The sequence below is a fragment of the Nocardia sp. No.11 genome (assembly GCF_038752175.1).
Classification (GTDB): domain Bacteria; phylum Actinomycetota; class Actinomycetes; order Mycobacteriales; family Mycobacteriaceae; genus Nocardia; species Nocardia canadensis.
In genome coordinates this window covers 1-18,981 of the sequence record NZ_JBCGFB010000022.1, presented here as the reverse complement: position 1 = coordinate 18,981, position 18,981 = coordinate 1, and the positions used below count along the sequence as shown (strand labels likewise).

Sequence of the window (18,981 nt, the reverse complement as noted above, 5' to 3'; positions counted from 1 at the left end):
GCGTACCGTCTGGGCAACAGACTTACGCTGTAAGTGCGAGATGAGGGATGTCATGACCGGTGTGGACACGGCTTCGATGACCGCGTGGGTGGCTCCTCGCTACGGCGGGAGCGAGGTGTTGCGGACCGAGACCGTGCCGCGCCCCGACCCGGGGGAGCGGGAGGTGGTGGTCCGGGTGCGAGCGGCCTCGCTGTGCAGCGGCGATCTGCATCTGCTCACCGGGACCCCGTATCTGCTGCGGCTGGGGTTCGGGCTGCGCGGGCCCAAGCGCCGGATGATCGGGCAGAATCTCGCGGGCGAGGTGGTCGCGGTCGGTGCCACGGTCACCGAATTCCAGCTCGGCGACCGGGTTTTCGGTGCGGTGCCCAGCGGCGCCTTCGCCGGGTTCGTGTGCGCCGACGCTGGTTCCTTCGCGCTGGTGCCCGCCGCGCTGAGCATGGAAGAGGCCGCGGCGATACCGGATTCGGGGATGACCGCGCTACAGGGCCTGCGTGACATCGGCGACGTCGGACCGGGCCACCGGGTTCTGATCAACGGCGCGTCCGGCGGCGTCGGTAGCTTCGCGGTGCAGATCGCGAAGGCGCTCGGCGCGCACGTGACCGCGGTGTGTAGTACCCGGCACATCGAGATGGTGCGCGGAATCGGCGCGGATGTCGTGATCGACTACACCGCCGAGGATTTCACGAAGTCCGACGAGCGCTACGACGTGCTCTTCGATCTGGCGGGCAATCACCGCCTGCGCGACTGTCGCCGAGTGCTGACGGCGGAGGGAGTGTTCATCTCTTCCGCCGCCGCACCCGGCGACGACTGGTTCGGTCCGGTCCGCTGGCTCGGCCAGGTGGTGCTCACCGACCTGTTCGCCCGTCAGACGCTGAAAGCGCTGCTCATGCGCCCCGCGGCCGCCGACCTGGACTACCTGGCCGGACTGGCCGCCGACGGTGCCCTGCGCCCGGTGATCGAGCGCCGCGTCCCCCTGTCCGACGCGGCGTCCGCCATCGAGATCTTCGCGCGCGGGCACGCCTCGGGGAAGACAGTGCTCACCGCCCCGTGAGGACCCGGCCGCAGCGACTGTCCCACCCCGTCTCCGGCCGAAAAGAGGCGCGCCGTGCAGCGCCCCCTTTGCCGTCACCTCGCGGTGAACAGTGCGGTCAGGTCGAGGGTGTGGGCCATGGCGGCGGCACCCGCGTCGTTGAGGTGCATGCCGTCGCCGCTGTCGAACTCGGGGCGGATGAAGTCCGGGCGCTGCGGGTCGGCCACCGCCTGGTCGACGTCGAAGATCGAGTCGAAGATGTCGGTGCCACGGATCCATTCGTTGACCGCGTGGCGAGTCGGCTGGGTTTCCAGCAGTGGCATGCCCGGGTAGACGCAGCCGGCGTAGGGGCCGATGGTCGCGACGTGAATCCGCAGGCCGGCCGCGTGCGCGCGCTCGGCGAGTGCGGTGAAACCGGCGATCAGTTCCTCGGTGGTGGCGGAGGGCTGTCCGCCCATGGCGCCGAGGATCAGGTCGTTGATGCCGAAGTTCACCAGGATGTCGGTGACGCCGGGAACCGCGAGGGCATCGGCATCGAGGCGGGCCAGCCCGGATTCGCCGATCTCACGGGCGGTGAGGCGGTTACCGGCGATGCCGTTGTTCACCACCCACCCCCGGGTGAGACGTGAGTTGATGACGTCGACGGAACGACGGTTGGCGCTGAGGGTGGTGCCGACACCCTCGAACCAGGAATCGCCGAACGCCACCGCGATCGGGGGCCGCGCCCCGGTGCGCACGTCGACACCGGTGACGAAGAAGCGGAACGGAAGCTCCTGCGCGCCGGGCAGTTCCGCGTCGGCGGTGCGATCGCCCGCCGCGAGGTAGGCGATCTCACCGGGTTGGTGGGAGAACGTCGCCAGGCCGGTCGGGCCGGGGAGGTACAGGCTGAGCAGCAGGTCCTCGCCGGCGGCGACGGCCAGGTCCAGCGGGTCGCTCACCAGCTCCGCGCCGGGCTCGATGACCGCGATCGGCGCGCCGTCGAAGCGGACCTCGGCATCGGTGGTGATCGCCGAGCCTTCCTTGCGCACGGCCAGGCGGGCGGCGCCGATCATCAGCGGCGCGGACCCGTACCTGTTGGTCAGCCGCACCCGCACCGCGTCACCGCCGCCCGCCAGGCGCAGCACCTGCCGCACCGTTTCGTCGGTGAACGATCGCGATTCGGCGAGCTTGATCTGCTCGTCCGGGCTGATGACACCCGACCGGAATCCGGCGACCCACGTCTGCTGCATGACCACTCCATTAGTTGCTGCGAGGAATATTGCGTAGGCATAGATCTACCCCTAAGTATTCCTCGTGTCAACTATCCGCATGGCAAGCATCGGCTAGGGTGGTCTCATGCACGAACTGTTCGACGACCCCCGCCTGACCATCTCCGGCCTGCTCTTCGAGGCCACCAGCGGGTTGATCGCCAAGGTCGAACCCACGTGGCACGCGCACGGCCTCTCGGGCCTGGACCTCAATGCCCTCATGCGGCTGAGCCGCTCGCCGAAGCATCGGCTGCGGATGTCGGACCTGGCCACCCAGACCGAGCTGTCCACCAGCGGCGTCACCCGGCTGGTCGACCGGCTCGCCAAGGCGGGCCTGGTCGAACGTCAGCTCGATCCCACCGACCGCCGCAGCGCCTACGCGGCGCTGACCCCGGCGGGCATCAGCCGCCTCGAAGCGGTCCTCCCGGACTACCTCGACGCGCTGGAGACTTGGCTCACCGGCCTGCTCACCCCGGACCAGCTCGACGGTCTGGTCACCGGCCTGCGCATCATCCGCGACGTCACCAATCCCTCGGCGACGGCCGTCGCCGACCCGCCACCTCGGTCGTGAGCCAGGCGTCGCCGTGACCTGCCGAGCCGCGGGCGCCGACGGCCCGGCGCGGGGGTCTCAGTCGGTGAGTTCTCCGGCCGAACGCCAGGACTGGCGTTCGGCGGCGAAGGCCTCGGCCTGCACGGCGCGGAAATCGGTGATGGCCGCGGCGTTGTCGGCGAGGAAGGCGCGGTAGTCGGCGAGGCGGAATTCGCCGTCCTCGGTGGGGACGTCGACCTTTCCGGCGGCGAAGTCGGCCCGCAGGTCCAGCAGTTCGCCGGGCTCGACGGGATGCCAGCGGATGCGGTCGAAATAGCGCAGCAGCCAAGGAGTTTCGGCGTCGTTGGCGAAGCGGTCGACGCCGGGGCCCGCGGTGCCGGTGGGCCGGGCGCGGTGGTTCCAGACCTGGGTGGTGCGGCCGACGAACTGGTAGCCGCCGGGGCCCTCCATGCCGTAGATGCACAGGTAGGCGCCGCCGATGCCGACGGCGTTCTCGGGGGTCCAGGTGCGGGCGGGGTTGTATTTGGTGGTGACCAGGCGGTGCCGGGGGTCGGTGGGAGTGGCGACGGGGGCGCCCAGATAGACATCACCCAGGCCGAGAACCAGGTACTCGGCGTCGAAGACGGTGCGATAGACGTCCTCGACCGAGTCCAGGCCGTTCATGCGACGGATGAACTCGATATTCCAGGGGCACCACGGAGCGTCGGCGCGGACGCCGTGCATGTAGCGGGTGATCGCCTCGCGGGTGGCGGGGTCGTCCCAGGACAGCGGGAGGTGCACGGTGCGGCTCGGGACGACGAGCTGGTCGGAATTCGGCAGCTGCGCTTCGGCTTCGGCGAGCAGGTCGAGCAGACGGGCGATCGGCAGCACGGCCGGGTCGACGCGGATCTGCAGGGAGCGGATGCCGGGGGTGAGTTCGACGACCCCGCGCGGCCCGGCCGCGATCAGATGCTGATGCAGTGCGTGCACGCGGGCGCGCAGCCCGAGATCCAAAGTGAGCGTGCCGTATTCGACCAGGACGCCGTCGTCGCCTTGGCGGCGGTAGGTCACGCCGGTCTCGTCGTCGACCTCGGTGCGGCGCAGGATGCCGTCGTCGCCGTCGCGGCCCGCCGAGAGCACGCTGCCGAACGACGCGCGTCGGCGTGCGCCGAGTTCGCCCGCGGGCGCGGCGTGTTCGGCGCGGACGGGGACGAAGCGGACCGTGTCGCCCGGGGTGAGCTGGCCGAGCTTCCAGCGATCGGCCGCGACCACCGTCACCGGGCAGACGAAGCCGCCCAGGCTCGGGCCGTCGGGGCCGAGCAGGATCGGGGTGTCGCCGGTGAAATCGAGCGCGCCGATCGAGTAGGCGTTGTCGTGGATGTTCGACGGGTGCAGGCCCGCCTCGCCGCCGTCGGTGCGGGCCCACTCCGGCTTCGGGCCGAGCAGGCGCACGCCGGTGCGGTCGGAATTGAAGTGCACCTCGTAGTCGGTGCCGACGATGGTGTCGAAGTCGCCGCGGGTGAAGAACTCCGGCGCGCCGTGCGGACCCTCGGTGACGGCCAGTTCCCAGCGGTGCCCGAAGGCGGGGATGTCGGTCATCGGGACGGCGGGGGCCAGGCGGGTCGCCGGTGCGCCGAGGGGCAGCACGTCCTCGGCGCGCAGGGCCGCGCCGGTGCCGCCGCCGAATTTGCCGAGGGTGAAGGTCGCCGCGCTGCCGAGGAACTGCTCGACGTCGAGACCGCCGGAGACCAGGATGTAGGTGCGCATGCCGGGGCCGCGGATCGCGCCGACCTCGAGGACGCCGCCGGCCGGGACTTCGACGGTGCGCCACTGCTCGACCGGCCTGCCGTCGACTCGCACGTCGGCGACCGCGCCGGTGACACACACCCACGTCGCCTCGCTGAAGCGCAGCGCGGGGCCACCCAGCGTGCATTCGAGCCCCGCCGCGCCCTCCGGGTTGCCGAGCACGCGATTGCCGAGCCGGAACGAGAGGTCGTCCATCGGGCCGGAGGGCGGAACGCCGATGTGCCAGTACCCGATTCGCCCGGGCCAGTCCTGCACCGTGGTCTGCATGCCGGGGCGGAGGACCTGCACGGACCGGGTGCCTGCGGGCAGCGCGACCGGGGTGCCCGCCACCATGGCGGACTCGGGTGCGCCGACGACTCCGGCGGTGCGCGTGCCGGTAGCGGCGGCCACGGAAGTGCGGTGCTCCGCGCTGACCGAGGGGAGCGCGGTATCGACGACGGCGGAACGGGTTCCGGTGAGAGTCATCGGGTCACCACCATGCGGACCGGCGTCGGGTCGAAACCGTTGCAGGGGTTGTTGATCTGCGGGCAGTTGGAGACCAGCACGAGGGTGTCGATCTCGGCGCGCAGGGTGACCTTCTTGCCCGGCGCCGACAGACCGTCGACGATGCCGAGCGTGCCGTCGGCCTCGACCGGGACATTCATGAACCAGTTGATGTTGGACACCAGATCCCGCTTGCCCAGACCCCATTCGAGCGCGGCGGTGAGGAAGTTCTCCACGCAGGCGTGCTGGTGGCGGGTGTGGTGGCCGTAACGCAGGGTGTTGGATTCCTGCGAGCACGCGCCGGCGATGGTGTCGTGGTTGCCGACCTCGTCGGCGACCACGGTCATCAGCGGGGTGCCCGCCTCGGTCAGCAGGACGCTGCCGGTGGTCAGGAAGATATTGCGCTGCGCGGCGACGGTGGCCTGGGCGCTGTAGCGATCGGTGCGGTCGGCGGCGGAGTAGAGCAGGCAGTCGACGGCCTGGTTGCCGTGCAGGTCGATGATCTCGAGCTGATCGCCCGCGCGCACGATCGCCGACCACGGCGCCTGAGCGGGGACGGTCTCGTCGAGGACGACGGTGCGGATGGTCGCCGTGGTCATGCCAGAACCTCCGAGTTGAGTGCGGCCGCCCAGGCGGCTTCGGTGTTGTCGACGGCCCGGCGGTATTCGGGGTCGTCGTTGGGGGTGGCGGCGAGCTCGGCGGGGGCGGACCAGGCGAGCAGGTCGAGGTCGCCGGTGGGCCGATCGTCGAGCGGGTGGGCCGCATTGGCGACCAGCAGCGTGACCGGGAGGTGGATCAACAGGTCGACCGCTGATCCGGCGGCGGCGTTGCCGGTCGTGACGAGACCACCGTCGGCTTCGACCCGGACGCCACGGAACAGCGAGACCGACGGGCCGATGTCGCGGGGTTCCAGGCCCTGCTTGGCCCCGGCCAGGTGCAGCTGGTGGCGGCCTTCGGCGCTCGGCCCGCACAGCGTGTCGTGGTGACCGGAGGAGTCGGCGACAACGGTGGCGAGCACCCGGCCCTGGTCGGACAGCAGCGGGTGGCCCGCGCTCAAATAGGCCTGCCACGGCACCTTCACCGTGTCGGCGACATTGAGCCGCTCCCACGGAGATTCGGCGCGCAGCAGGAACAGGTGCGCGCAGGCGGCGCCGGACGGGTCGGCCAGCCGGACCCGAGTGCCGCGGCCCAGCACCACATTCGCGTAGCCGCCGGAGGGAATACGTTGCGCGAGAACAACGGCGGCGGGGTCGACACCGGCGGGTGTCGCCGGTCGTGCGATCGTGGCCGCGGCGGCCTGCGCACGCGCGTGCGCGCGGGCGCCGTCGGTGGACTGGGTACTCGTCATCGTGATCTCCTGTGTCATTGGAGCGTTGGCCCGCTCGAGGTCGCGGCCCCTGCTGTCCCGCCGATCAGGCACCGGTGCTTGCGCCTTGGTCGCTTGCGCAACGGCGCCTGATGGGCGGGACGGCCGCGACGGCCGACTTCGTCGGCTGCCCCTCCTCGGGGTCGGGGCGTGCGGGGCTGGGTGGGTGGGGTCGCGGCGGGTGAATCAGGCTGTGGCGGGGATGGTTTCGGCCGATGGGAGGTCGTCCTTGGTTGCCACCACGAAGCGGTAGACCACGGCGCCCACGGTGAGGATCACCGCCACCGACAGCGGGCCTGCCCACAGCTGCCACCAGCTGCCACCCGCCGGGGTGTAGACCTCCGGGCGCGGCCACGCCAGGTTGATCACCATCGCGATGCCCCAGACCACGGCGAGCGCGTTGATCGGCACGCCCCAGCGGCCGAGGGTGAACAGGCTCGGGTCGTCCACGGCGGGCAGGCCCTTGATCCTGCGCACCATCAGCGGCACGGTGACCAGCAGGTACGCCAGGTACAGGCTGACGATGCAGACGCTGGCCAGGGTGGCGAAGATGGCCGGGTTGCCCAGGTTGAGCACCAGCAGGCCGATGCCGAGCGCGCCGATCACCACGGCGGGCCACACCGGGGTGCCGAAGCGCGGGTGCACGGTCGACAGGGCCTTGGCGAACGGCAGTTTGCCGTCGCGCGCCATCGAGAACATCAGGCGCGAGCCCGCCGTCTGGATCGCCAGGGTGCACACGATGACCGCGACCGCGACGCAGCCGAGCAGTACCGAACCGGCGGGGCTGTCGAGCTTGGAGGTGATGACGTAAGCCAGTCCGCCCGACGCCAATTCGCCGTCGGACAGGCTGGGCGCGGCCATCAGCGCGCCGAGCAGCATGAGCCCGCCGCCCAGTGCCGACACCGACAGGGCCAGCAGAATCGTGCGCGGGGCGACCCGGCGCGGGTTCTTGGTCTCCTCGGACAGTTCCCCGGCGGAGTCGAAGCCGACCATCACGTAGGCGGCCATCAGGCCGGAGACCAGGAACGCCGCCCAGTACGGGCCCGGCGCGGCCTGGTCGGTCTGCAGGACGACGCCGGGACCGCGCTCGGTGCCGGTGAAGAACAGCGCGATGATCGCCAGCACGCCGACGATCTCGACGGTGACGCCGATCGAGTTGATCCTCGACATCAGGTCGATGCCGATGACATTGATCGTGGTGGTGACCACCAGCAGCACGCTGCCGAGCAGCACCGCGTTCATCGCGCCGTCGCGGGAGGTCAGCGCGGTGTCGGTGCCGATGAACTGGAAGCCGCTCCAGATCGTCGGCAGTACCACCTGCAGGGCGATGGCGGCCGCGGCGGCCGTGACGACCTGCGCGATCACCATCATCCAGCCGGCGAACCAGCCGATCAGCCCGCCCGCGAGGCGGCGCGACCACTGGTAGATACAGCCGGAGATCGGATACCGGGCGGCCAGCTCGGCGAAGTTCAGCGCCACCAGGAACTGGCCGGCGAAGACCAGCGGCCAGGTCCAGAAGAACGCGGCGCCGCCGAACGAATAGCCGAAGCCGAAGAACTGGAAGATCGTGGTGAGGATGGAGACGAACGAGAACCCTGCCGCGAAGGACGCGTAGCGCCCGAGCTTGCGGTGTAGGACCGGTTCGTAGCCGAATGTGGCGAGGTCGGCGCTGTCGCGGCCGGTATCGGGGGGAACAGCGGCGGTATCGAGAGTCGTGGCCATGTCGGTGTCCTTCGGCGGTGCGGCCAAATATCTATCAGTCGATAGTTTTGCGCGCGCGATCGCTCGAACGGTGTCGTGCGTGTATCGGCTGTGGGGCCCGCGGTAACTTCTGCGTTGCCCACGTTTCTATCGAGTGACAGGAATTCGACCGACCGGCATCCTCGCTGGTGAGGTGCCCGCTGCCGCCCAGGTCGGCGCCCGATGACAGAATCTTGGACGTGGCAAACCTCGGTCCCGGGCGTCCCCGGCTGGAACAGCGGCGTAGGCAGGGGACGACGCCGCGCGCGGAGATCCTCGACGCGGCGGCGGAGCTGTTCACCACCAAGGGCTACGCCAACACCTCCACCCGGGCGGTAGCCGACGCGGTCGGGATCAGGCAGGCCTCGCTGTATCACCACTTCGCCGCCAAGGACGACATCCTCGACGCGCTGCTCGCCGAAACCGTCGCGGGCCCGGTCGAGCTGGCACAGCGGATGGCCACCGAACCCGCCGACGCCGCGACCCAGCTCTACGCGCTCGCCCTGTTCGACGTGCGCCAATTACGCACCGCGCGCTGGAATCTCGGCGCGCTGTATTTGCTGCCGGAGCTGCGCACCGAACGTTTCGCCACGTTCCGGCGCCGCCGCGACGAACTGCGCGAGCACTACGAACGGCTCGCGGCCGAATCCGCCGCGGCGACCGGGCAACCCGACGACGCGCGCATCCTGCCGTTCCGGTTGGTCGAAACGGTGATCGGCATCCGCTCCGACGCCGGGGCGGCGAGCGAGGACACCGAGCGGGTGATCCCGGACGCGATCTTGCGCATCGTCGGCCACACCGCCGACACCGCACCCGTGCGCACGGCCGCCGAAGCGCTGCTCGCCCGGCTGGCCGCTCAGGCCGTCGAGTCGGCCTGAGCGGTGCCGAAGCCCGCGATCAGTCGGCGATGAACGCGAGGATATCGGCGATCAGTTCCTGCTGGTAGGCGCCGAAGATGCCGTGCGGCGCACCCGGATACACCTTCAGCGTGCCGTTCTTCACGAGCTCGATCGACTTCAGCGCGGCACCGGCGATCGGCACGATCTGGTCGTCGTCGCCGTGGGCGATGAAGATCGGCACCTCGAGCGCCCGCAGATCCTCGGTGAAGTCGGTCGCCGAGAACGCCGCGACACACTCGTAGGCGGCCTGGATGCCTGCCAGCATGCCCTGACGCCAGAAGTCGTCCTGCGCGCCCTTCGACACGGCCGCGCCCTCGCGGTTGAAGCCGAAGAACGAGGGCGCGAGCTCCTGATAGAAGGTGGAGCGGTCGGCGAGCACCCCGGCGCGGATATCGTCGAACGCTTTCATCGGCAGACCGTCGGGATTGGACTCGGTCGCGACCATGATCGGCGGCACCGCGCCGATGGTGACGACCTTGGCGACGCGGTCGCGCCCGTGCTGGGCCGCGTAGCGCACGACCTCGCCACCGCCGGTCGAATGTCCGATGACGACGACGTCGCGCAGGTCGAGGGATTCGACGAGCTCGGCGAGGTCACGCGCGTAGGTGTCCATGTCGTTGCCCTGCCACGGCTGCGACGAGCGGCCGTGGCCGCGACGGTCGTGCGCGATGACGCGGTAGCCCGCGTCGGCCAGGGTCTTGCGTTCCAGCGCCCACGCGTCGGAGCTCAGCGGCCAGCCGTGGCTGAAGACGACCGGCCGTCCGGTGCCCCAGTCGGAGAAGTAGATCTCGGTGCCGTCGGAGGTGGTGAAGTAGGGCATGTCGCTCCCGTCGGAGAGGTGGATGACTAGGTTGCCCATCGTTGTCGGGCGGGTCGCCGCTGTCGCCTGCCGGAACGGCCGCGGATCCCGCACTTTCGGACAGGCAGTACATTCATCGGCATGTCTGTCGCTCCGGAACGTGCTCGATCCACTGTACCGACCGGGCGGCGGCGCATCGGATTTCTGCTGTTCGACGGGGTGAAATCGCTCGATTACGTCGGTCCGGCCGAGGTCTTCATCGAGGCGAACCAGTTCGCCGATGCCTATGAGGTGATGTTGTTCTCACCCACCGGTGAGCCGGTGCACAGCTCGGTCGGCGGCGGGGTTGCGGTGACGGCGGCCGCGGCCGACGCGCCCGCCCTGGACACGCTCGTGGTGCCGGGCAGTGAGGTCCGCCCCGTCGAGTTCGTCGGCCCCGAACTCGTCGAGGCGGCGCGCGTCCTCGCGGCGCGCAGCCGCCGGGTCGTCTCGATCTGTAGCGGCGCCTTCGTGCTCGCCGAACTGGGGCTGCTCGACGGCCGCGGCGCCACCACGCACTGGAAGTTCGCCGCCGAACTCGCGCGCAGGTACCCGCGGATCGATGTGCGGGCGGATCGAATCTTCGTGCGCGAGGCCGACATCGCGACCTCGGCCGGGGTCGCCGCAGGCATCGACCTCGCGCTGGCGTTGGTCGCCGAGGATCTGGGCAGCTCGATCGCGCGCCAGGTCGCGCAGGGTCTGCTCGTCTATCTGCAGCGGTCCGGCGGACAGACCCAGTTCTCGACGCCGCTGCGCGCCGCGGCGCTGCCGCCGGGGCCGGTGCGCGCGGTGACCGATCTCATCGCCCGCGATCCGGCCGAGCGCCACAGCGTGCGTGACCTCGCCCGGCACGTGAATGTGAGCCCCCGCCACCTCACCCGGCTCTTCACCGAGGAGACCGGGCTCAGCCCGGCCGAGTACGCGGCGAGCGTGCGGTTCGATCTGGCCAGGGCCCGGCTCGAGGCTGGCAGCTCGGTGAGCCGGGCGGCATCGGAGGCGGGATTCGCCAGCGCCGAGGCGCTGCGCCGCACCTTCGTCGCGCGGCTCGGGGTGTCGCCCTCGGACTACCGGCGCGGATTCGAGTCCGGGCTCAGCGCGTAGGACCTCAGCGGGAGGTGGGCGGGGCGATCTGCCAGTGCTGGTTGAGCGCGCCCGCGATCTCGGGGAGGACGGTGACCGGAATTCGCTTGGCGCGCAGTATCTCCCGGATCTCGGTGACCTGCTCGCGTTTGCGCATGTCGTAGGCGCCCGCGACCGGGCGCACCACCGGCGGGATGGACAGCAGGACCAGTTCGTCGCTGGTTCCGCCATTGAGGTCAAGGGCCAGTGCCCAGCGGGATCGCTCGTCGAGGGTGAAGCGGCCCGCGACGACGCGATCCCACGGCACGGTCGACGAGCGGAACGGAGTCCTGGCGTAGATGGCGTGCTCGGTGAGCTCGACGACATCGCGCACGAACAGCGCCACGCCCGCCGCCACTCCGGCGATCGCGCCGACGAGCAGGCCGGTGATCACCCGGTTGACCCCGAACATCGCCACGAACAGCCCGACGACGCCGGTGGTGACCAGCACCCCGATCAGGCAGTAGAGCAGGCTCCGCCCCGCGGGCACGACACCGGCACGCACGACCGCCATGCGAGACCTCCCTCTCACGAACTCGCGGCCCACCCTAGCGGGTGGGCCGCGCCGGGCTCACGACCCGAGCGATACCGCCGCTTCGGAGGTCTCCACGAGGAAGGTGAACGTCTCCTGGAAGTACAGCTGCACGGTCTCGGCGTCGTGGCTGAGGTAGCCGATCGACAGATCCTGGCCCAGCGCCAGCTCGAAGTCGCCGCCGCGGGTGGTGAGCGCGAAACCGCCGGTGATCGCGGGCGCCCAGATGATCTCGCCGTCGATCAGCCGCTCGATGTGGGTGCGGATCGGGTGGCCGTGATCGGAGGTCTCGCTGACCTGCGTGTACAGCTCGGCGCTGAGGACGACCGAGTACGGCCCCTGCACACCGGCCAGCCGCAGCCCGGTCAGCGCGCGCGAGATCGCGTCGGGAATGTCGACGACATTGCTCGGCAGCGCCACCGCGGCGTTGGAGGCGGCGTCGCGGATGCCGGTGATGCCCGCCGCGGCGTAGCTCTCGAAGATCGCGCGGTCCTCGGCGAAGGCGATCTTCTGGGCGGCGGTCTTGAGATTGTCGAAGTCGGCGTCACCCGCGCCACGCTCGATGTCGTCGAGTTCGCCGCGCTTCAGGGTGAACGGCACCCGGAGTTCCACCAGCGGCTGCACCACGCGCTGGTGGGCGACGACACCGTCGTCTGGCGAGGAGATCGCGGTCAACCTGCCCCGGTTGCGCGCCGAGTAGGCCACGCCGTGCGGACCCGAGACGTCGACGACCCGGCGTCCGGCGATATTGCGCTTGAACGTGCGGGTGGCTTCCTCCTCGATCTGTGCCCAGGCCTCGGCGGTGATCGGCGCGAGTTCGCGATGCAGGTTGTTCATTCAGATACTCCTTTTCATCGAGCCGATGGCGAGCGAGCCGTCCGAATCGGAAGCGACGGCGTCGGCCCGTTCCACCGGGGTGAACACGGGCAGCGAATCGGAAATTTCTTCGGTGGCAACGGACTCGGGGGCGTCTGGCGGATCGTCGAGGAAATCGACGGTGGGTGTGAAGAACAGCGTGCCGGTGACCGCGAACGAGAAGTCGAGGATGCGGTCGTAGGCCGCCTCCTCGGTGCCGAGGAACATCCGCTCCAGCATGCGCTCGGTGACGCTCGGGGTGGCGGCGTAGGCGATGTAGTAGGTGCCGAACTCGCCCTGGCCGATCGTGCCGAACGGCATGTTGGCGCGCACGATCTGGCGTTCGGTGCCGTCGGGGTCGACCAGGGTGTTCACCGCGACATGGGAGTCGGCGGGCTTGATGTCGTCGGGCAGTTCGTAGTCGCCGAGCTTGGTCCGCCCGATCACCCGCTCCTGCTCCTCGATCGACAGCGCGTTCCACCGGTCGAGCGGGTGGGTGTATTTCTGCACGATGACGTAGCTACCGCCGGCGAAATCCGGGTCCTCGTCGCCGATCAGGGCCGCCGAGTACGCGGCGCTGCCCTCGGGGTTCTCGGTGCCGTCGACGAAGCCGAGCAGGTCACGCTGTTCGAAGTAGCGGAAACCGACGGTCTCGTCGACGATCGTGGCCGCGCCGCGCAGGCGCTCGCCGATCGCCATGGCCAGTTCGAAGCACGCGCCCTGGGTCTCGCCCCTGATGTGGAACAGCAGGTCGCCCGGGGTGGTCGGCGCGCTGTGGATCGGCCCGTTGTAGCCGGGGAATTCGTGCAGCTCAACGGGTTTGGGGCCGGCGAACAGGCGGTCCCAGGCCGTGGAGCCGATCGAGGTGACGCAGGTCAGGCCCTCGCCGGGCACCCGGAAACCGACCGAACGGCGCAAACCGGTGATGTTCGACAAGAGGTCGCGGACCGCCGACTCGCCGCCCTCGTCGATGGTGGCGACGAGGAAGATGGCGGCCGGCGTGAGCGGTTCGAGGATCGGCTGTGGCTCACCCATGCCGTCCAGAGTAGAGCGCGGCGCGGACAGGTTGGCGGCACGCCCTCGCGTGTCAGCGACCCGCAGGCAACCCTTATTTGGCGACGGTCAGCAGAAACGCCACGTTATCGATGGCTTTGACGCTGTGCCGGGCGCGCGGGACGACGATGAGATCGCCCGCCGAACCCTTCCACTCGTCGGTGCCCGCGATCAGCACGAGCGTGCCGCTGAGGACCTGGATGGTGGCGTCGCCCGCGTTGTCGTGCTCGGCCAGGCTCTGGCCCTCGGTCAGGGCGACGACGGTCTGGCGCAGCACATGGGTGTGGCCGCCGATGACGGTTTGCGAACTTCGGCCACTCGTCGAGGTGGCCGCCAGCTTCAGCTGTTGGCGGGCCACCGCGGTCAGCGATTTCTTGTCCATGGCATAGCGCCTTTCGCAGGCTCTCGCGGGGCTTGGTATCTGGGAGTATGCCCGAGACCGCGCCCGCGGTCGGGCGTTTTGCCAGACCGTTAGCCAGGTGTTGTCAGCGCCGGGTGTAGCGGCGAATGCGGTAGCGGAGACCGGTTTTCGACTCCTGCCACGGCGTTTCCGGCGCCTGCCACTCGGGGCCGATGACCGGGGCGAACGCGTCGCCGGTCACTCGCGTGTCGACCTCGGTGACCAGCAGCGTCGTCGCCAGCGGGAGCGCGGCGCGATAGATCTCGCCGCCGCCGGCCACCCAGACATCGCCCGGTCCGGCCAGGGCCAGCGCGTCGGGCAGCGAGGCGGCGCGTTCGGCGCCTTCGCCCGCCCAATCGGTCTGCCGGGTGACCACGATGTTGCGACGGCCCGCCAGCGGGCGGTAGGCCTCGGGCAGCGAGTCCCAGGTACGCCTGCCCATGATGACCGGATGGCCCATGGTGGTGTCCCGGAAATTGGCCATGTCCTCGGGGAGGCGCCACGGGATGGTGTTGTCCACCCCGATCACGCCGTCGGCGGCCTGCGCCCAGATGAGGCCGATCTGACCGCTCACACCGCCACCGGCGCCTTGATGGCCGGGTGGTGCTGGTAGCCGGTGAGCTCGATGTCGTCGTAGGTGTAGTCGAACAGGCTGGTCGCCGGGCGCAGGTGCAGGGTCGGGAACGGGTAGGGCTCGCGGCTGAGCTGCTCGCGCGCCTGGTCGACGTGGTTGTCGTAGATGTGCACGTCGCCGCCGGTCCAGATGAACTCGCCCGGCTCGAGCTCGGTCTGCTGGGCCACCATCAGGGTCAGCAGTGCGTAGCTGGCGATATTGAACGGCACGCCGAGGAACAGGTCGGCGCTGCGCTGGTACAGCTGGCACGACAGCTTGCCGTCGGCGACGTAGAACTGGAAGAAGGCGTGGCACGGCGCCAGGGCCATCTTGTCCAGGTCGGCGACGTTCCAGGCCGAGACGATCATCCGGCGCGAGTCCGGGTCGGTGCGCAGGGTGTGCAGCACCTGGGCGATCTGGTCGATGTGGGTGCCGTCGGGCGTGGGCCAGGAGCGCCACTGCACGCCGTAGACCGGGCCGAGCTCGCCCTTGTCGTCGGCCCACTCGTCCCAGATGGTCACGCCGTGCTCCCGCAGCCAGGACACGTTGGAGTCGCCGCGCAGGAACCACAGCAGTTCGTAGGCGATCGACTTGAGGTGCACCCGCTTGGTGGTGATCAGCGGGAAGCTCTCGGCCAGGTCGTAGCGCAGCTGATGACCGAAGATGCTGCGAGTTCCGGTGCCGGTGCGATCGGCTTTGGGGGTGCCGTCCGCCAGCACGTGCCGGAGCAGATCCTCGTACTGCGTATCAGGAGTGGCCACGCCTGGCGATTCTACGGTGCACGGCACCTGGCAAGCTCTCCGCGTATGCGCAAGCTCTACGTGATCGGCATCGGTGCCGGTGACCCCGACCAGGTGACGATGCAGGCGGTCAAGGCCATGCGACACGCCGACGCCTTCTTCGTCATCGGCAAGGGCGCCGAGAAGCAGGAGCTCGTCGACGTGCGCACCGCGATCCTGGCCGAGCACGTCGAGGGTCCGCACCGGATCATCGAGATCACCGACCCACCCCGCGACCGCACCCCCGACGACTACGCAGGCGTCGTGCGGGACTGGCACGAACGCCGCGCCGAACTGCTCGCGGCCGCCTTCGCCGAGGTCGACGGGGTCGGCGCGATCCTGGTGTGGGGCGACCCGGCCCTCTACGACAGCACCCTGCGCATGGTCGAACACGTGCTGGCCGGCGGCCGCGCCACGTTCGACTACGAGGTGATCCCCGGCGTCACCAGCGTGGCCGCGCTGGCCGCCCGCCACCGCACGGTCCTGCACCGCATCGGCGAACCGGTCCACGTCACCACCGGTCGCAGGCTCCGCGAGGAGGGTCTCGGCGCCGGGTCCACCGTGGTGATGCTCGACGGCGACTGCTCGTTCACCGAGATCCCCGGCGACGACGTGCACATCTGGTGGGGCGCCTACCTCGGCATGCCCGACGAGACCCTGATCGAGGGACCGCTGCGCGAGGTCGAGCAGCGGATCGTGGCCCGCCGCGCGGAGCTGCGCGCCGCCAAGGGCTGGATCATGGACGTGTACCTCCTGCGGGGACGTTGAGTCCCGACGCGGCCACGCACCCCGACCCCGAGGCGGGACGGCCGCGAACGCGCCGCACCAGCCGCTAAACTGGCGCTGTGCCCGAGCTACCCGAGGTGGAGGCGCTGGCGCAGTTCCTGCGGGATCATGCGGTCGGTGCGGTGGTGGGGCGAGTCGACGTGGCCGCGTTGAGCGCGGTGAAGACGTTCGACCCGCCGGTGACGGCGCTGTCCGGACGGGATGTCACCGGGGCGGGGCGCTGGGGCAAGTTCCTCGGAATGGACTGCGGCGGGCTGTGGCTGATCACCCATCTCTCGCGCGGTGGCTGGCTGCGCTGGGTGGACGAACCGAATCCGTTGCCGCCCAAGCCGGGCGGCAAGTCGCCGCTGGCCCTGCGGGTGCATTTCTTCACGCCGGCGGGCGCGACACCGTCGATCGACCTGACCGAGGCGGGAACCAAGAAGCGGCTGGCGGTCTATGTGGTCGACGATCCGAAGGCGGTGCCCGGCATCGCGCGGCTCGGTCCGGACGCCCTGGCGGTCACCGAGGACGAGTTCGCGGCGCTGCTGAAGGGAACCTCGCAGCGGATCAAGACCGCCCTGGTCGATCAGACGCTGATCGCGGGGATCGGCAACGCCTACTCCGACGAGATCCTGCATACCGCCAAGATCTCCCCGTTCGCGAACACGAAGACGATCCCGGCCGACAAGGTGTCGCAGCTCTACACCGCCATGCGCGAGGTGCTGCTCGACGCGGTGCGGCGCTCGGTCGGGCAGGACGCGGCCAGGTTGAAGGGCGAGAAGCGTTCGGGCATGCGGGTGCACGCGCGCACCGGGCTGAAGTGCCCGGTCTGCGGTGACACCGTGCGCGAGGTGTCCTACGCGGAGCGTTCGTTCCAGTACTGCGCCACCTGCCAGACCGGCGGCAAGGTGCTCGCCGACCGGCGGATGTCGCGGCTGCTCAAGTAGGGTTCAGCGGTCGCGCCACGCCTCCAGCAGGCGCAGCCAGAACTCGCTGACGGCGGGGAATGCCGGCACCGCGTGCCACAGCGTCTCCAGCGGAACCCGGCCGACCACGGCGATGGTGGCCGCGTGCAGTTGCTCGCCCATGTCGGGGCCGACGAAGGTCGCGCCGAGCAGCCGGTCGGACGCGGTGTCGACGACGAGCTTCGCGCGGCCACGGAAATCGTCGCGCGACAGCGACGAACCGGCCACGGCGATATCGATCTCGACGGTGTCGACGGCGTGCCCGGCGGTGCGCGCCTCGTGTTCGGTGAGGCCGACGGAGGCGAGTTCCGGTGCGGTGTAGACGACCTGGGGCACCTGCTGGTGGTCGGCGCTCGCGGTGAACCGGGGCCGGTCCAGCGGCCTGCCCTCGGCGCGGGCGGCGATGACGTCACCACACACCCTGGCCTGGTACTTGCCCATATGTGTCAGCGCCGCACGATGATTCACGTCACCGACGGCGTAGAGCCAGTCGCCGGGCACATCGCGCACGGTCAGCTGGTCGTCGACCTCGACGTAGCCGGCGGGCAGGCCGACGGCGTCGAGTCCGAGCCCGTCGGTGGCGGGGGTGCGGCCGGTGGCGACGACGAGTTCGTCGACCTCGAGTTCCCCGTCGTCGAGAACGAGGGTGACCGGTCCGCCGTGGATGCGGCCGACGCCGGTGTCGGCGGGGTCGCGCCGGGAGATCAGCGACGGTTCGGTGTGCAGCCGCACCGTGACGACGCCGGTCTCGCGCAGGCCGCGCAGCACCAGCTCCGCGGCGAACGGTTCGGCGCGCGGCAGCAGGCGGTCACCGCGGACCAGCAGCGTCACCTCCTCGGCGCCGAGCTCGGCCAGCCAGGTCGCCGCCTCGCAGGCGACGACACCGCCGCCGATGATGGCGACCCGGCGCGGCACCACCGTCAGATTGGTGACGTCGCGGGAGATCCACGGCAGGGCCTCGGCGAGGCCGGGAATACGGGGAATGGTGGCGGTGGTGCCGGTGGCGAGCACGACCGCGTGCCGGGCGCGCAGGACGCGGACGCCGTCGTCGGTGACTACCTCGACGAGGCGTTCGCCCACCAGCCTGCCGGAGCCGCGCACCGGGTCGATGCGGGCCGACTTCGCCCAGTCGACCTGGGAGGTGTCGTCGCGATCGTGGGTGAAGGAGTCGCGCCGGGCGAGCACGTCGGCCACCTGGGGCCCGCTCGCGGTCACCCCCGGCATCGCCCGGCCCAGGCCCAGGACGGCACCGGAGCGCAGCAGCGCCTTGCTCGGAATGCACGCCCAATAGCTGCACTCGCCGCCGAACAGTTCCCGTTCGACCAGCGCGGCGGTGCGGTCGCTGCCTGCGATGGCGTAGGCGGCGGCGTTCTCACCGGCCGGGCCCGCGCCGAGGACGATGACGTCGTATTCGGCGTCGGTCACTGCAGATAGCCCTCGACCTCACGCGGGGAACGCATCCCGGTGTCGTCGGGGGATTCGGCGGCGCCGGAGCGGGCGCGGCGCTGCCGCAACAGATCCCACGCCTGATCGAGCATCACCTCCAGCTGGGCCAGCTGCTGGCGTTCGGCGACCGGGTCGATCTCGCCCGCGGTGGCCTTGGCGCGCAGCGCGTGCTCGTCGTCGACCAGTTGCTTGATCCGCGCCAGAATGTCCTGATCGTTCATGTGCTCACCACTTCGATGGTCGGAGGGGTAGTGCCCGAACAGCGACCCGCACGGGGTCGGGGTCCATGCTACGACCGTGCCGGGCGGGGGCGCGGCGATCAGGCGCGCTACCGGGGGAGATCGTGGCGCGCGGCGGCGAGGCAGTCTGCGGCGATCGGCACCGCGGCGACCAGGTCGGCCGTGCTCGGGGCGGTGTAGCCGATGGCGACGCCGAACCGGTACGCCGCGGCCAGATGATGCCGCGCGAGGCCGTCGAGCAGGACGCCACGGTCGCGCGCGGCGGCGAGCGCGC

The 18,981-nt window shown here is 70.4% G+C and carries 20 protein-coding genes and 1 pseudogene; 6 read left to right on the top strand and 15 right to left on the bottom strand.

Going from position 1 to position 18,981, the window contains the following annotated elements:
- Positions 1 to 52 precede the first annotated feature (52 nt).
- Positions 53 to 1,051: an NAD(P)-dependent alcohol dehydrogenase gene (locus tag V8688_RS09870; RefSeq protein ID WP_342800664.1), complete on the top strand. Its 999-nt coding sequence runs from the start codon at positions 53 to 55 to the stop codon at positions 1,049 to 1,051.
- A gap of 74 nt (positions 1,052 to 1,125) precedes the next feature.
- On the opposite strand, the gene V8688_RS09865 is transcribed toward V8688_RS09870, so the two are convergent.
- The gene (locus V8688_RS09865) at positions 1,126 to 2,259 is read right to left on the bottom strand and encodes a GDSL-type esterase/lipase family protein (protein ID WP_342800663.1); all 1,134 of its coding nucleotides are present in this window, start codon (positions 2,257 to 2,259) and stop codon (positions 1,126 to 1,128) included.
- A gap of 106 nt (positions 2,260 to 2,365) precedes the next feature.
- Here V8688_RS09865 and V8688_RS09860 point away from each other — a divergent pair, with 106 nt between their 5' ends.
- Complete coding sequence (locus V8688_RS09860) at positions 2,366 to 2,848, top strand: MarR family transcriptional regulator (RefSeq protein WP_218716771.1); 483 nt, start codon at positions 2,366 to 2,368, stop codon at positions 2,846 to 2,848.
- Positions 2,849 to 2,905: 57 nt separating this feature from the next.
- Here the strand turns inward: V8688_RS09860 and V8688_RS09855 are convergent, their stop codons facing one another.
- The 4 genes from V8688_RS09855 to V8688_RS09840 form a co-directional block, all read right to left on the bottom strand.
- Positions 2,906 to 4,945: a 5-oxoprolinase/urea amidolyase family protein gene (locus tag V8688_RS09855; RefSeq protein ID WP_342800667.1), complete on the bottom strand. Its 2,040-nt coding sequence runs from the start codon at positions 4,943 to 4,945 to the stop codon at positions 2,906 to 2,908.
- Between the two features lie 128 nt (positions 4,946 to 5,073).
- A complete protein-coding gene (locus V8688_RS09850; protein ID WP_218716770.1) occupies positions 5,074 to 5,694 on the bottom strand; it encodes an urea amidolyase associated protein UAAP2 in 621 nt (206 codons plus the stop codon).
- On the bottom strand, positions 5,691 to 6,443 hold the full coding sequence (locus V8688_RS09845) for a DUF1989 domain-containing protein (RefSeq protein ID WP_342800662.1): 753 nt from the start codon (positions 6,441 to 6,443) through the stop codon (positions 5,691 to 5,693). Before V8688_RS09845 ends, V8688_RS09850 begins: the two co-directional genes overlap by 4 nt.
- Positions 6,444 to 6,647: 204 nt before the next feature.
- Positions 6,648 to 8,183 (bottom strand): amino acid permease, encoded by a 1,536-nt coding sequence (locus V8688_RS09840; RefSeq protein WP_342800661.1) that lies wholly within the window; start codon positions 8,181 to 8,183, stop codon positions 6,648 to 6,650.
- 218 nt (positions 8,184 to 8,401) lie between these two features.
- Here V8688_RS09840 and V8688_RS09835 point away from each other — a divergent pair, with 218 nt between their 5' ends.
- On the top strand, positions 8,402 to 9,079 hold the full coding sequence (locus tag V8688_RS09835) for a TetR/AcrR family transcriptional regulator (RefSeq protein WP_218716767.1): 678 nt from the start codon (positions 8,402 to 8,404) through the stop codon (positions 9,077 to 9,079).
- Positions 9,080 to 9,098: 19 nt separating this feature from the next.
- On the opposite strand, the gene V8688_RS09830 is transcribed toward V8688_RS09835, so the two are convergent.
- A complete protein-coding gene (locus tag V8688_RS09830; protein WP_218716766.1) occupies positions 9,099 to 9,920 on the bottom strand; it encodes an alpha/beta hydrolase in 822 nt (273 codons plus the stop codon).
- A 120-nt stretch (positions 9,921 to 10,040) separates the two neighbouring features.
- On the opposite strand from V8688_RS09830, the gene V8688_RS09825 reads away from it, so the two are divergent.
- Positions 10,041 to 11,039, top strand: coding sequence for a helix-turn-helix domain-containing protein (locus tag V8688_RS09825; protein WP_218716765.1), 999 nt, complete (start codon positions 10,041 to 10,043; stop codon positions 11,037 to 11,039).
- Positions 11,040 to 11,043: 4 nt separating this feature from the next.
- Here the strand turns inward: V8688_RS09825 and V8688_RS09820 are convergent, their stop codons facing one another.
- The 6 genes from V8688_RS09820 to V8688_RS09795 all read right to left on the bottom strand — a co-directional run bounded on the left by V8688_RS09820 (position 11,044) and on the right by V8688_RS09795 (position 15,271).
- Entirely contained in the window at positions 11,044 to 11,571 is a 528-nt protein-coding gene (locus tag V8688_RS09820) for a hypothetical protein (protein ID WP_316576121.1), read from the bottom strand.
- Between the two features lie 57 nt (positions 11,572 to 11,628).
- The gene (locus V8688_RS09815) at positions 11,629 to 12,426 is read right to left on the bottom strand and encodes a family 1 encapsulin nanocompartment shell protein (RefSeq protein ID WP_218716763.1); all 798 of its coding nucleotides are present in this window, start codon (positions 12,424 to 12,426) and stop codon (positions 11,629 to 11,631) included.
- Complete coding sequence (locus V8688_RS09810; protein ID WP_342800660.1) at positions 12,427 to 13,479, bottom strand: Dyp-type peroxidase; 1,053 nt, start codon at positions 13,477 to 13,479, stop codon at positions 12,427 to 12,429.
- A 73-nt stretch (positions 13,480 to 13,552) separates the two neighbouring features.
- Positions 13,553 to 13,879, bottom strand: a complete 327-nt coding sequence (locus V8688_RS09805) for a cupin domain-containing protein (RefSeq protein WP_218716761.1) — start codon at positions 13,877 to 13,879, stop codon at positions 13,553 to 13,555.
- Between the two features lie 103 nt (positions 13,880 to 13,982).
- Positions 13,983 to 14,471: a dihydrofolate reductase gene (locus V8688_RS09800; protein WP_218716760.1), complete on the bottom strand. Its 489-nt coding sequence runs from the start codon at positions 14,469 to 14,471 to the stop codon at positions 13,983 to 13,985.
- Positions 14,468 to 15,271 (bottom strand): thymidylate synthase, encoded by an 804-nt coding sequence (locus tag V8688_RS09795; RefSeq protein WP_218716759.1) that lies wholly within the window; start codon positions 15,269 to 15,271, stop codon positions 14,468 to 14,470. The genes V8688_RS09800 and V8688_RS09795 overlap by 4 nt, the downstream gene beginning before the upstream one ends.
- Before the next feature lie 45 nt (positions 15,272 to 15,316).
- Between V8688_RS09795 and cobF the strand changes: the two genes are divergently transcribed.
- Positions 15,317 to 16,057 carry a precorrin-6A synthase (deacetylating) gene (cobF, locus tag V8688_RS09790; protein WP_316576120.1) on the top strand — a complete coding sequence of 247 codons (741 nt, stop codon included), beginning with the start codon at positions 15,317 to 15,319 and terminating at the stop codon, positions 16,055 to 16,057.
- Between the two features lie 77 nt (positions 16,058 to 16,134).
- Positions 16,135 to 17,004, top strand: a complete 870-nt coding sequence (locus V8688_RS09785) for a DNA-formamidopyrimidine glycosylase family protein (RefSeq protein WP_316576119.1) — start codon at positions 16,135 to 16,137, stop codon at positions 17,002 to 17,004.
- A gap of 3 nt (positions 17,005 to 17,007) precedes the next feature.
- On the opposite strand, the gene V8688_RS09780 is transcribed toward V8688_RS09785, so the two are convergent.
- The 3 genes and pseudogenes from V8688_RS09780 to V8688_RS09770 all read right to left on the bottom strand — a co-directional run.
- Complete coding sequence (locus tag V8688_RS09780) at positions 17,008 to 18,447, bottom strand: NAD(P)/FAD-dependent oxidoreductase (protein WP_342800659.1); 1,440 nt, start codon at positions 18,445 to 18,447, stop codon at positions 17,008 to 17,010.
- Positions 18,444 to 18,689: a DUF2630 family protein gene (locus V8688_RS09775; protein ID WP_218716755.1), complete on the bottom strand. Its 246-nt coding sequence runs from the start codon at positions 18,687 to 18,689 to the stop codon at positions 18,444 to 18,446. The genes V8688_RS09780 and V8688_RS09775 overlap by 4 nt, the downstream gene beginning before the upstream one ends.
- Before the next feature lie 107 nt (positions 18,690 to 18,796).
- A pseudogene (locus V8688_RS09770) lies at positions 18,797 to 18,981 on the bottom strand (PLP-dependent aminotransferase family protein); the annotation flags it as partial.

Excerpts from the sequence above, each read along its gene's own strand:
- V8688_RS09775 (WP_218716755.1), bottom strand. The coding sequence starts at position 18,689 with ATGAACGATCAGGACATTCTGGCGCGGATCAAGCAACTGGTCGACGAC.
- V8688_RS09870 (WP_342800664.1), top strand. The coding sequence starts at position 53 with ATGACCGGTGTGGACACGGCTTCGATGACCGCGTGGGTGGCTCCTCGC.
- V8688_RS09850 (WP_218716770.1), bottom strand. The coding sequence starts at position 5,694 with ATGACCACGGCGACCATCCGCACCGTCGTCCTCGACGAGACCGTCCCC.
- V8688_RS09830 (WP_218716766.1), bottom strand. The coding sequence starts at position 9,920 with ATGCCCTACTTCACCACCTCCGACGGCACCGAGATCTACTTCTCCGAC.
- V8688_RS09840 (WP_342800661.1), bottom strand. The coding sequence starts at position 8,183 with ATGGCCACGACTCTCGATACCGCCGCTGTTCCCCCCGATACCGGCCGC.
- V8688_RS09845 (WP_342800662.1), bottom strand. The coding sequence starts at position 6,443 with ATGACGAGTACCCAGTCCACCGACGGCGCCCGCGCGCACGCGCGTGCG.
- cobF (WP_316576120.1), top strand. The coding sequence starts at position 15,317 with ATGCGCAAGCTCTACGTGATCGGCATCGGTGCCGGTGACCCCGACCAG.
- V8688_RS09810 (WP_342800660.1), bottom strand. The coding sequence starts at position 13,479 with ATGGGTGAGCCACAGCCGATCCTCGAACCGCTCACGCCGGCCGCCATC.
- V8688_RS09855 (WP_342800667.1), bottom strand. The coding sequence starts at position 4,945 with ATGGTGGCGGGCACCCCGGTCGCGCTGCCCGCAGGCACCCGGTCCGTG.
- V8688_RS09825 (WP_218716765.1), top strand. The coding sequence starts at position 10,041 with ATGTCTGTCGCTCCGGAACGTGCTCGATCCACTGTACCGACCGGGCGG.
- V8688_RS09865 (WP_342800663.1), bottom strand. The coding sequence starts at position 2,259 with ATGCAGCAGACGTGGGTCGCCGGATTCCGGTCGGGTGTCATCAGCCCG.
- V8688_RS09805 (WP_218716761.1), bottom strand. The coding sequence starts at position 13,879 with ATGGACAAGAAATCGCTGACCGCGGTGGCCCGCCAACAGCTGAAGCTG.
- V8688_RS09815 (WP_218716763.1), bottom strand. The coding sequence starts at position 12,426 with ATGAACAACCTGCATCGCGAACTCGCGCCGATCACCGCCGAGGCCTGG.
- V8688_RS09820 (WP_316576121.1), bottom strand. The coding sequence starts at position 11,571 with ATGGCGGTCGTGCGTGCCGGTGTCGTGCCCGCGGGGCGGAGCCTGCTC.
- V8688_RS09860 (WP_218716771.1), top strand. The coding sequence starts at position 2,366 with ATGCACGAACTGTTCGACGACCCCCGCCTGACCATCTCCGGCCTGCTC.